Below are 11670 nucleotides of genomic sequence, written 5' to 3' on the forward strand. Positions count from 1 at the left end.
AGAAATTGACGTACCCTATTTTAACGCCAAAACCGATCCTGCACGACAGCCCATCGCATACCGTGTTCCGTTAGAACCTCGATACGAGTTCCCGGTTCCCAACAGGCGCGATCAACCATGCCTATTGCCACATTCACCTGAAATTCAGGCGAGAACACAGCCGACGCGACCTGTCCCACACTGCCACCGTTGGCCACCAACGGCCAGGACCCTGTGCAGGGTCCAATCTCGCCCTCGATCACCAGGGGCCGGATCTGTCGCGGCGGTCCGTTACGCGCCTGCTCGGCCAAAGCGGCCTTGCCGATGTAGTCCTCTGGAGAGTTGCAGAACCGTCCCAACCCACATTCATACGGGGTATTCTCGCGCCGCATGTCCGAGCCAAAGCTCAATAGCCCGCTTTCGACCCTTTCTATTCCGTTGGGACATCCGGCACGCACCTGCAAGTCACGTCCGGCCGCAAACAGGGCGTTCCACAACGGCATGCCGTATTCTTCGCCTTCGACATAAACCTCGAATCCGCCTTGTTTGGACCAACCTGACCGTGCGACCACGAACTCACGATCCTCGAACCGGAGCTTTTTGTAGCGGAAGAAACGGATATCCCGCACGGCATCGCCAAAGACACGCGCCATCAACTCATCGGCCTTAGGGCCTTGAACCGCCAGAGGAGACACATCCGGTTCGTCAACCTCCACGTCCAAACCCAGTGCAACGGCGATGCCCAAAGAAAATTGCCACAGATCACCATCAGCGACCGACAGCCAATAGTGATCTTCTGCCAGTTTTACGGCCACGGGATCGTTCAACATGCCACCGTTATGATCAACCGTCGGAACGTAATAGCATTGATCCGCCGCCATACTGCCCATGTCGCGCGGGCTGAGGATCTTCATCAGCCGCAGAGCATCCGGCCCCTTTATCTCGACCTGCCTCTCACAGGCGACATCCCAAACCTGTACATGTTGCTTGAGATGTGCGCAGTCCGCCTCGACGCTTTCAAAGAAAGTCGGCAGCAACATGTGGTTGTAGACCGTGTAGCCGCCGACACCTTGGGCTTCGACCCCAGGTGTGAACGGCGTCTTTCGGACACGACGGTTAGGAAAAATAACGGCCATATCAGAACTCCGTCGGCATGAAGATCAGATCGCTGACCGGTGCCTTGGAACCGGTCTCTGTCAGCATTTTGTGAATTTGCCCCCTATGATGGGTCTGATGGTTGAAAAAATGGATGATCACCATCGCCATGGGCTTGCTGATCTCGCGCTTCGCGACTCCCGAGTACCACGTGATTTTCCCTGCCAGAGCTTGATCGTTCAATCTGTCCGCCCATTTGACGATCCGATCATCCATCTCACCCCGCGCGGGCAACCATGTGGCCAATTCGCTATGCAGCGCAGCACTGTGAGGAATACCACCTTCGGGTCCCGGACCGCCATCAAAGCGCGACATCCAGATTGTATCCCCCCAGAGCAGGTGGTTCGCCGTTCCAAGGATCGAGCTGAAGAACGCTCCCCGATCTCGGGTCAGTTCATCGGCGCTCAACGCATCAAAAAAGCTCACCAACTGGCTGTTTTGCCAGCAATTATAGCGGGCCAATTCGCGCGCATACGCTGCCGAGATCATCACTTTGGTCCGTGCCAGTCGATCTGGCAGATTTCAGCGGAACGCCCGTCAAAATCCCAGACCCGGCCAAAGGCCCGCACCTTGCCCTTCGAGGCCGTGGCGACTGTGATGTCCGGCCCCATCCAGTATTCCGTGTTCGAGATCACGATATCCGTATCCTTGTCCTTGCCCTGGACCGGGAAGACAGTGCCCTGGATCTTCCGACCCACCGTGATGTGGCGGTTCTTGCCTTCTTTGACATACGTAACCGGCTGCCGTTCGGCCCCAAGAAACTCACCCACCAAAACCGAAAACAGGCCCGTCGTTCCCTTCGCCTGCCCAGAAAAGATTTTGACCAGACCCTCGAACGCAGCGTGGCTTGCGCGATCATCGATGAACACGGCGGCCTTCCAGTTGCCGCGCGACATCATGCCCGGTATTTCGATGAGCAACCCGATGTTTAGACCGGACAAATCCTCGTCCCCATAGTGACCGCTGTCGATCCGAACACCGCCCCAGGTCTGGCAATGTCCTTCGGTCGGTGGATGCTTGCCCAACGATACCACGCAGGGGCAAAACACCGTGCAATTGCAGTTCAACACCAGTTCACCCTTGATCGTCCAAGGCGTCAGGCCGGGATCCTTGCGTTCCGCGGCAGGATGACGGCTGTCGATTTTTTCAACCACTTCCAAACGGTCATTTGCCATGAGTATTCCTCCTTAGATCAATCCGAAACCGATCGCCGCGGCGGTCGCAAGAAGCAGCGCGCCCAACGGTCGGGTAATCCAGCGCCCGAGATCGGGCATTTTCTCGAAAATCATGATCGCGGTCGCCAATCCCATGAACGCCAGGTTCATGACACCTCCGACAAACGCCAACAGCATGAGCGCCCAGCAGCAACCCAGACACACCAACCCCAACCTGATCCCGTTGCGCCACGGCCCTTCATCCCAATGCGCCAAAAAGAACATCATGGGCGAGCGACATTTTTCCAGGCAGGCATCTTTGATCGGCGAAAACTGATAAAGGCCCGCGATGGCCAGCAGACTGGCGGACAACCAGACACTGCCGCTTTGTCCCAACGGATCAAGCAATCCGACTTGATAGAGACCAAACTGCAGCAACGCAGCAGCAACGGAGAACCCAATCCAGACCGACAGATATCCGCCCAGCAACCGCGGCATCCGGACCGGAGCACCGGTCTGACCGAGTTCTTCGTAAGTTGCCAAGGCGGGCAAAACGGTAGGTGCCATCATCGCCGCAGACATCAAGACCCACATGGCGATCAAACGCGCAAATCCGGCTGTATCCGGTGTTACGATGCACAAGCTGGCCCAGAATTCGCCGCCATAGACAGATGCAAACTGGCGTATTTCGGACGGAACGGCCATAAGATACAGCAACGTCCAGGCGGTTACGATCACCGCAAACAACCCCAACCAGTGAGGCGCGGACATGGCGCGAATGCGACTCGACAGCACGGCTATCCCCTCCTCAACTCCCGACTCAGTTCTTGCAATTCAAATGTCAGACTTTTAAATGTCAGACAAATAAAAAATGACGTGCACATGAAAATTGATCCGCAAAACCCCGCCGATCTGTCAGCCCAGATCGCCCAGGCCATCAAAGACGCCATCGTCTCCGGTGCATTGATTGTCGACGCGCGGTTGCCGTCCGAAGCGGAACTGGCGGATCAATTTCAGGTGTCGCGACCGACCGTACGAGAGGCACTAAAACGGCTCGCGGCACAATCCCTGATCCGAACTCAACGTGGGGCAACCGGGGGGGCTTTCGTAAACCGTCTGAGTTTTGAAGACGCCTATTCCCAACAGATTACCACTTCTACGCTGTTGCTGTCGATGAACGCCGTCAGCTTCGATACTGCCTGCGAAGCCCGTTATGCGCTGGAGCGTGCTTGTGCGCCGTTGTCGGCGACGCGTCGGACGGCTGACCAACTGGCGACAATGCGGGCCGAGATTTTTCGCCAATCACAGCCCGGTTTGACCGACGAGGCGTTTTGCGCCTCGGACGTGGCGTTTCATCGGGCGCTGGTTGATGGCGCCGGAAATCCGGTTCTGTCCTATCAGCTCGCCGGAGCCGTCGAGGCGATGCAGCCTCTGATGAACATGATCACCTTCACGGCCCGATCGCGCGAAGCAATCATTGCTCTGCACACCCGTATCGCGGATGCACTTGATGCATGCGACGCTCCGGCCGCGGACAAGGCGTTGGCAGAACTGGAATCCTACACACGGCAATTGGCGCAAGACGTCGTCGAACGACGCCGGAAACGGCCGGAATAATCCAATTCCTTAACTCTGGGCTTGACGCGCGGTGTGTCGCAACATGACACTCGGGCAGGCAGCGTGGCGCCCGGCATCAAGACCGGTTTTCCCTATAAATAATATATATCAACGATTTACGGGAGGAAGTTATGAATCTTAGACCGGACCCAACCTTTTATCCATCCCCCAAGATAGCGATGGAAGCACCGGCTGAAACCTTGGCCTTTACCCTTATGCTAAGCCCGGATTTCTCTCAACCCGACGGTTTGGCAGTGGTCAATGTCGATCCGAAGTCGAAGGATTATGGCAAGATCGTTCATTCAGTGATCATGCCGGAAAAAGGCGATGAGTTTCATCACTTTGGATGGAATGCCTGCTCCTCTTCACTTTCACCACTCACGGGCCATGCCTTTCTTGAACGGCGCTACCTCATCATTCCGGGTATTCGGTCCAGCAGGATTTATGTCATCGATGTCAAAGATCCCTTGGCTGCCAAGATCCACAAGATCATCGAACCCGAGGAGGTCTTTGCAAAGACTGGCTATTCACGCCCGCATACGATCCACTGCGGACCCGAAGGCATCTATGTCAGCACGCTGGGCGGCGGTGGGCCCGACGGCACTGATGGGCCTCCGGGTATCTTCATTCTTGACTGTCAGACATTCGACATCATCGGCCGATACGAAATCGAACGCGGAGTGCAGGACAAGCAGTATGATTTCTGGTGGAACCTGCCTCGCGACTATATGGTCAGTTCGGAATGGGGCCTGCCGCCTCAGTTCGAAAATGGCCTTGTTCCCGAAGATTTGCTGTCCAACAAATACGGGCACCGGATTCACTTTTGGAATTTGAGAAGCCGCACAAACGTTCAAACCATCGATCTGGGCGAGAACCATCAGATGGCCTTGGAAATCCGCCCGGCGCATGATCCGGTCAAACAGCATGGATTCTGCGGTGTGGTGGTGGATACAACCAATCTGCAAGGCTGTATCTTTACTTGGTGGCGTAAGCCAGATGGCACATTTGAGGCCAAAAAAACCATCACGATAGACCCACAACCAGCGGACCCCGACGACCTGCCAGAGCTTCTAAAAGGCTTTGCCGCCGTACCACCGCTCGTCACCGACATTGATCTCAGTCTTGATGACAAATACCTCTATGTCTCGTGCTGGGGTATTGGAGAGATGCATCAATACGACGTATCCGACCCGATGAACCCCGTTCTGGCCGGAAAGGTCGACATCGGCGGGATCGTCAAGAAAACCAAGCATCCCAATGGCAAGGAATTCGGCTATGGCCCGCAGATGGTCGAGATCAGCCGCGACGGCAAACGTGTCTATTGGACCAATTCGCTGTATTCTACCTGGGATGACCAGTTTTACCCAGGTGATCGGGGCGCGGCCATGGTGAAAGCGGATGTAGGCGAGAATGGTGGGTTAACCTTGGATCCTGAGTTCTGGGTCGAATTCCCTGACGGATACCGCACACACCAGATACGTCTTGAGGGCGGAGACTGCTCAACCGACAGTTTCTGCTATCCTTCGGTCTGACTTGGACACTCTGATGACAACAACGGCCGGCCTTTGGCTGGCCGTTTTTCTGAGCGGCCTTTATCACGGGATTAACCCGGGAATGGGGTGGCCTCTGGCTGTTTCCGCAGCGCTTATGGAGCAGAAACATTCTGCTCTGTTGCGCGCGCTGGGCGCATTGGCGGCGGGGCATTTTCTGGCCATGCTCGCCATCCTGCTGCCTTTCGCGATGCTGACCACGCTCGTGGAGTGGCAGCTCGAGATTCGTATTGGTGCATCGGTTCTGGTGACAGCAATGGGTCTCTATCTTCTGGCAACCCGAAGGCATCCACGCTTCTTGTCCCGCGTTCCGCCTGCCCGCCTTGTGCTTTGGTCATTCCTTGTCGCTCTGGCGCATGGAGCAGCGTTGATGCTCGTTCCAATCTATTTGGGGCTTTGTAAGCTGGATGAGGAAAGCACCGGCCATCAGGCGGCCGGTGAATTGATGGGTGCGAATGTAGGATTGACCTTGCTGGTAGCAACACTTCACACGGTTGCGATGATTGCGGTCGGAGCGGTTCTTTCGGTCGCGGTCTATCGATGGCTAGGCCTTCGGTTCCTGTCACGCAGCTGGTTCGATCTGGAATTGGTGTGGGCAATGAGTCTTGTTGCTGTCGGTGGCCTCAGTCTCTGGGCGGCGATTTGAGGGGCGCTTCCTCGGATATTCTTTTTTGTTAAATGCATACTGGATCGCGTTTCGCCTCTTTGCATCGGTCAACTTCCCACTTATATCTGTAGTGTCCCTTTGGGGACTATGGACATAAACGCGCTCGTAATAAGCGGATCGGACCCGGGGGCGGTACCCGGCGGCTCCACCAAAATCCTTCGTTTGGGGATCATGGGGCCGAAATAGGATCGACGGACGTCTAAAGGGGTTGGCTTTGTCTCGGTGAGGTACCACCGTTACCGGTCCGAACAGTACAATTGCAAACGACAATCGTGCTCCGGTTGCAGTTGCTGCGTAAGCAGTAACAAGACCGAAACTTAAGCCCTTGCGCCTAGCCGCGTAAGGCGGGGTCCGCAGGTACCTGGCAACAGAAACCTGCATTTTCCTGAAAAAGATCAGACTTTATCGAAATTGCTGGGTCGGATTCAGGTATTGTACACCTTTTTCTCCCATCGTGACCAGACAACGACGGAGATGCGAGATGACGAAATCCGACGCCTTGAAAGCTTGGTACAAGGAAGTCTGGGAGCAAGGCAATGTTGATGCCATTCCCCGCTTCTTTGCTCCGGATACATTGGCCGACGGCTTGATTCCGGAAATGCAGGTCGGCCCGGACGATTTTCGAGATCTGGTAACAGCTTTTAGGCACATTCTTGGTGAAATCCGGGTCGATATACCAAAGATTATCGAGGACGATGATTGGCTGTCGGCCATATTGCATGTCCGCACCTCACGCGCGGACAATGGCGCACCCATCGAAGTTTCCGGTCAGGTCATGGCGCGGTTTCGCGATGGCGTCATGGTGGAAACTTACAATCAGTTCGATTTCATCTCGTTTTTTGAACAACTTGGTCAGTTTCCACAAGATACACTGCCGGTCTGCATGACCGGTCAGCGCTTGGATTTCGCCTAGTGTTCAATCCCGAGTATTGACGGCAACCGCGATCAAGCGCTAGCAATGTTGCATGGGGCTGGATTGCGAACGCCCCGTGAGGCGCCAGCCCAAGGTTCGCATGTTTCCAATGGAAAAGGACACATGCCATGGTTGCTCCGAACGCAATAACAGTCCCTCAACTCATCCGTCTGATCGGCACTCCGTCAAGCCCCACCATCGTCGACGTATCAACTGACGAAGATTTTCAGGTCGATCCTTTTATGATTCCGGGGTCGTTCCGGCACCCCCACACCGACGTCGAAGGGCTTTGCCAGCGAATTGGTGACAGGCCCTGTGTAATTGCCTGCCAAAAAGGCCAAAAGCTCAGTCAGGGCTTGGTGGCCTGGCTGCAAAATGATGGCTTTCGCGCCGAGTTCCTGGAAGGTGGAATGTACGCTTGGCGAGAGCATCCCGAAGCCATGCGGATTCCATCTGCCAATATTCCTGCGGCGGTCGGCGGTAGTACACTTTGGGTCACGCGTCATCGCCCCAAAATAGACCGGATCGCCTGTCCCTGGCTCATCCGGCGATTTGTCGATCCCAAAGCACGATTTCTCTTCGTTGCACCGGCAGAAGTATCGGAGGTCGCCGAACGATATGCAGCAACCCCATTTGATGTCGAAGACACGTTCTGGAGTCACCGGGGCGAAAAATGCACCTTTGACACAATGCTTGACGAATTCCAGCTTAGATCCACTGCTCTTGATCACCTTTCGAAAGTTGTGCGAGGGGCGGATACCAACCGGCACGATCTGGCGCCTGAGGCGGCAGGCCTGCTTGCTATTTCCGTCGGTCTGTCACGCCAATACCGGGACGATCACGAGCAGCTTACGGCCGGGGTTCAATTGTATGACGCGTTATACCGTTGGGCGCGTGACGGGTATGAAGAAGGACACGACTGGCCGGCGGATCGCAAGAAATGACCCCGACACTTGGCGATCTGGCGCGCGTTTTTGGACGGATCGGAGTCATGTCGTTTGGAGGTCCGGCGGCGCAAATCTCGTTGATGCATCAGGAGCTTGTTGAAAAAAGACCCTGGCTCGACGATCAGACGTTTCTGCGCGCCTTGTCCCTGTGCATGCTTTTGCCCGGCCCTGAGGCGATGCAGTTGGCAACCTATTCCGGCTGGCGGCTCAAGGGCGTTTCTGGCGGATTGCTGGCGGGCGGGTTGTTCGTTATCCCGGGCGCAATTGTTATCGCCGTCCTGACTACACTCTATGCCGCATACGGCGCGCTGCCCTTGGTGCAATCCGCTTTTTTGGGCATCAAGGCGGCAGTAATCATCATTGTTCTCCAAGCGCTTCTGAGTTTATCGCGCAGGGCGCTTGTATCGGGCGTGGCAAGGTCAATCTCGGTTCTGGCATTCATAGCCATCTTCGTATTCAACTTACCTTTTCCACTCATTATTGCACTCGCTGCCACCTGGGGGCTGATGACCTCATCTACGCCCACGACTGTCCCTTCGTCCATCAAACGGCCTAATGATAATCCAGTCAAAACGGCTGCGATATGGATGACGCTTTGGCTGCTTCCCCTCTTCGTTGTGACCGCCTCAGGTCACCAGTTACTTAGCGATCTGGGCTGGTTTTTCGCCCGAATGGCGGTTGTGACATTTGGCGGTGCATATGCGGTTCTCGCCTACATGACACAGACTGTGGTGGACCAATATCACTGGATTTCGACAGACCAGATGATTGACGCCCTGGGCCTTGCAGAAACGACGCCTGGCCCGCTGATACTCGTCACCCAGTTCGTGGCGATGCTCAGCGGTCATATCCAGGGCGGTTTCGCCTTCTCTATCGCCGCCGGCCTCGTCGCTTTGTGGGCTACATTCGTTCCTTGCTTTTTATGGATATTTCTTGCCGTACCGTATTTGGAGCAGATCTCTACGCGCCCCCGACTGGCTGCTGCACTGGCTGCGATTTCTGCGGCAGTGGTCGGTGTTATCCTGAATCTATCGGTCTGGTTTGCGCTCAACGTGCTGTTTGGATCACTATCGTCGGTATCATTTGGACCAATGTCCTTTTATTTGCCAGATCCCAGTCAACTGAATGTCGAAGCCCTATTGTTGACCACATTTGCAGGGGTCCTGGTGTTCGGGGTCAAATTTCGCATTGAGACGACCTTGGTGATTTTGGCGGTCACTGGAACAATCGGGCATTTCATCTGACCAAGAATCCGATAGAAGCACTTTTGTTTCCAAGCGAATCCCGTATGCTGAAACCAATATTTATCGAGGAAATACCATGTCGCGCGACATTGACTACGGAAACCTCATGCACTCTGCGATGCGGGGGCTGATCAGGACAGTTCTGGCAGACGTCGCCGCGAGCGGTCTTCCGGGGGCGCACCACTTTTTCATCACTTTCGACACCCGCCATGCCGGGGTCGAACTCGCCGATTGGTTGCGTGACCGGTACCCCGAAGAAATGACCATTGTCATGCAGCATTGGTTCGAAAACCTCATTGTAACCAATGATGGTTTTTCGATCACATTGAATTTCGGCGACTCGCCGGAACCGCTTTATATCCCGTACTCAGCCATAAAGACTTTCGTTGATCCTTCGGTTGAATTCGGCCTTCGGTTCGAAACTGCCGATGGAGAAGACGAAGAAGAGCCCCTGGATGCTACGCCAGAGGTCTTCGAAGACGCACCCGAACAGCCACGGCACGATGCCGATGTGGTGTCACTGGATAGCTTCCGCAAATAATCCATTCGAAATCAAAAAGCCGCCCGGACCCGCAATTCGCGGGCCTTATTCCTTGGTCAGAAATGTTTCAACGGATCTGGATTTCGTTCCGTTTCGAAACCGTGTGAACGATAGATGAAGACCACCTTTGGCCAGTGTCCTGTCGAATTGCTGCAATTCGTACCCTCCGGCATCGTCAATGAACAGGGAATAGATCGTCATCGTATCGCCGGTAATTCGACCCCAAACAAATGGTTCACCCTTCATTGGGTCCAACTGAACCTCGTGTCCGAATACGTTCCGGCGCATGGCAGCTGAATAGACATCCGGCCTGTCTGTCGGCAAGAAATCGACCGAGTATTCCTGTTCCTTCACACGCCCGTCTTGTCTATAAGTCGTCGTGCTCCAACTCACGTTAAACCCGTCCTTGGTTTCGGCGATTGCGACGCTCATATCCCGAGGTGTTTCTGTTCCTTCTGTATCCACCAAGTTGGCCGAGCCGTGATAGACTCCCACGTATGACGAGACTTCCGCCGCGTAACCGGAACCGGATACCGACAAGAAGATCAAAAAACCCGTTAACCCATACCGCATCACACGGAACAAACGCTCTCGGAACAGTTCAAGCATCCGGATTCTCCACTCTGGTAATGAAAACCATCTTACAGCCGAGCCCAAGGCAAACAACGATACAGTTCCGCACGGGCACGAAAAATTGACGCGCCAGAAAGTCTGTACCTGCAAAAGCCTTGCGCATAAGGTGCGCCCAACTGGCCGATTGCGTCACGGCTTGGCTGCGGCTAAACGGCATACAACAGCATACCAGACGGAGTGACAGATGTCTCAGACCCGCACCGAATCCGACAGCTTTGGCCCGCTCGAGGTTCCTGCCGACAAGTATTGGGGCGCGCAAACGCAGCGTTCGATCATGAACTTCCCGATCGGTTGGGAAAAACAACCCATCGCCATTGTGCGTGCGCTGGGCGTGATCAAGCAAGCCTGCGCGATGGAAAACAAAGCGACTGGCAAACTGGATGCCAGGATTGCCGATGCCATCATTCAGGCCGCGGCTGAGGTGATCGAAGGCAAGTTTGACGACAACTTTCCGCTGGTCGTCTGGCAGACGGGTTCTGGCACCCAGTCGAACATGAATTCGAACGAGGTCATCGCGAACCGAGCCATCGAAATTCTGGGCGGTATCATTGGTTCAAAAGACCCCGTGCATCCAAACGATCATTGCAACATGGGTCAGTCGTCGAATGATACCTTTCCCACCGCGATGCACATCGCCACGGCGATGAGTGTTCGTGACGTCCTTCTGCCCGGGCTTGAAAAGCTGGCCTGTGGTCTTGAGCAGAAGGCTGATGAGTTTAAGGACATCATCAAAATCGGCCGGACCCATACGCAGGATGCGACACCTCTGACCCTGGGGCAGGAATTCAGCGGCTATGCCCACCAGATCCGTCAGGGGATTGCACGCATTCACGCAGCGCTGCCCGGCATCTATGAGCTGGCGCAGGGCGGCACCGCCGTTGGCACGGGCCTGAACACCCAAAACGGTTGGGGCGAAGCGGTCGCGAGCCATATGGCGCAGATCACCGGCCTGCCCTTCGTGACCGCGCCGAACAAGTTCGAAGCGCTGGCTGCCCATGACGCCATGGTCTTTATGTCCGGGGCTTTGGCGACCATCGCGGGCAGCTGTTACAAGATTGCCAACGACATCCGTTTCCTGGGCTCTGGCCCGCGTTCGGGGCTTGGCGAACTGATCCTGCCCGAGAACGAGCCCGGTTCCTCCATCATGCCCGGCAAGGTGAACCCGACCCAGGCCGAGGCGCTGACACAGGTTGCTGCGCATGTAATGGGCAACAACGCCGCGATGAATTTTGCCGGCAGTCAGGGCCATTTCGAGCTGAACGTTTATAAC

The 11670-nt window shown here is 55.4% G+C and carries 13 protein-coding genes and 1 other RNA gene; 9 read left to right on the top strand and 5 right to left on the bottom strand.

Translation table 11 applies throughout. The annotated features are described in order from the left end of the window. Window positions 1-20: 20 nt before the first annotated feature. From AC2FLX_RS13685 to AC2FLX_RS13700, 4 genes are read right to left on the bottom strand one after another with little or no spacing between them, the layout of a single operon-like run. Window positions 21-1115, bottom strand: a complete 1095-nt coding sequence (locus tag AC2FLX_RS13685; RefSeq protein WP_496809625.1) for a dimethylsulfoniopropionate demethylase — start codon at window positions 1113-1115, stop codon at window positions 21-23. Window position 1116: 1 nt separating this feature from the next. After that, window positions 1117-1623 carry a DinB family protein gene (locus tag AC2FLX_RS13690; RefSeq protein WP_496809626.1) on the bottom strand — a complete coding sequence of 169 codons (507 nt, stop codon included), beginning with the start codon at window positions 1621-1623 and terminating at the stop codon, window positions 1117-1119. Then, entirely contained in the window at window positions 1623-2309 is a 687-nt protein-coding gene (locus tag AC2FLX_RS13695; protein ID WP_496809627.1) for a DUF1326 domain-containing protein, read from the bottom strand. The genes AC2FLX_RS13690 and AC2FLX_RS13695 overlap by 1 nt, the downstream gene beginning before the upstream one ends. A 12-nt stretch (window positions 2310-2321) precedes the next feature. Further along, entirely contained in the window at window positions 2322-3059 is a 738-nt protein-coding gene (locus tag AC2FLX_RS13700) for a DUF2182 domain-containing protein (protein WP_480748437.1), read from the bottom strand. Between the two features lie 111 nt (window positions 3060-3170). Here AC2FLX_RS13700 and AC2FLX_RS13705 point away from each other — a divergent pair, with 111 nt between their 5' ends. The 8 genes from AC2FLX_RS13705 to AC2FLX_RS13740 all read left to right on the top strand — a co-directional run bounded on the left by AC2FLX_RS13705 (window position 3171) and on the right by AC2FLX_RS13740 (window position 9767). Then, complete coding sequence (locus AC2FLX_RS13705) at window positions 3171-3905, top strand: FadR/GntR family transcriptional regulator (RefSeq protein ID WP_480748413.1); 735 nt, start codon at window positions 3171-3173, stop codon at window positions 3903-3905. A 131-nt stretch (window positions 3906-4036) separates the two neighbouring features. Next, window positions 4037-5437, top strand: coding sequence for a selenium-binding protein SBP56-related protein (locus AC2FLX_RS13710; RefSeq protein ID WP_496743846.1), 1401 nt, complete (start codon window positions 4037-4039; stop codon window positions 5435-5437). 13 nt (window positions 5438-5450) lie between these two features. After that, window positions 5451-6101, top strand: coding sequence for a hypothetical protein (locus AC2FLX_RS13715; RefSeq protein WP_480748411.1), 651 nt, complete (start codon window positions 5451-5453; stop codon window positions 6099-6101). A gap of 54 nt (window positions 6102-6155) precedes the next feature. After that, window positions 6156-6504: a transfer-messenger RNA gene (ssrA, locus tag AC2FLX_RS13720) on the top strand. 99 nt (window positions 6505-6603) lie between these two features. After that, on the top strand, window positions 6604-7035 hold the full coding sequence (locus AC2FLX_RS13725) for an ester cyclase (RefSeq protein WP_480748410.1): 432 nt from the start codon (window positions 6604-6606) through the stop codon (window positions 7033-7035). A 128-nt stretch (window positions 7036-7163) separates the two neighbouring features. Further along, on the top strand, window positions 7164-7979 hold the full coding sequence (locus AC2FLX_RS13730) for a chromate resistance protein ChrB domain-containing protein (protein ID WP_496809628.1): 816 nt from the start codon (window positions 7164-7166) through the stop codon (window positions 7977-7979). After that, on the top strand, window positions 7976-9226 hold the full coding sequence (gene chrA, locus AC2FLX_RS13735; protein WP_496809629.1) for a chromate efflux transporter: 1251 nt from the start codon (window positions 7976-7978) through the stop codon (window positions 9224-9226). The genes AC2FLX_RS13730 and chrA overlap by 4 nt, the downstream gene beginning before the upstream one ends. Window positions 9227-9302: 76 nt before the next feature. Then, complete coding sequence (locus AC2FLX_RS13740; RefSeq protein WP_496743840.1) at window positions 9303-9767, top strand: SspB family protein; 465 nt, start codon at window positions 9303-9305, stop codon at window positions 9765-9767. Window positions 9768-9812: 45 nt separating this feature from the next. On the opposite strand, the gene AC2FLX_RS13745 is transcribed toward AC2FLX_RS13740, so the two are convergent. Next, window positions 9813-10376: a hypothetical protein gene (locus AC2FLX_RS13745; RefSeq protein ID WP_496743839.1), complete on the bottom strand. Its 564-nt coding sequence runs from the start codon at window positions 10374-10376 to the stop codon at window positions 9813-9815. A gap of 208 nt (window positions 10377-10584) precedes the next feature. Between AC2FLX_RS13745 and AC2FLX_RS13750 the strand changes: the two genes are divergently transcribed. Continuing rightward, a partial coding sequence (locus tag AC2FLX_RS13750) for a class II fumarate hydratase (protein ID WP_496875446.1) occupies window positions 10585-11670 on the top strand: 1086 nt, incomplete at its 3' end.

The sequence above is a fragment of the Ruegeria sp. YKSF57 genome, from assembly GCF_059612585.1.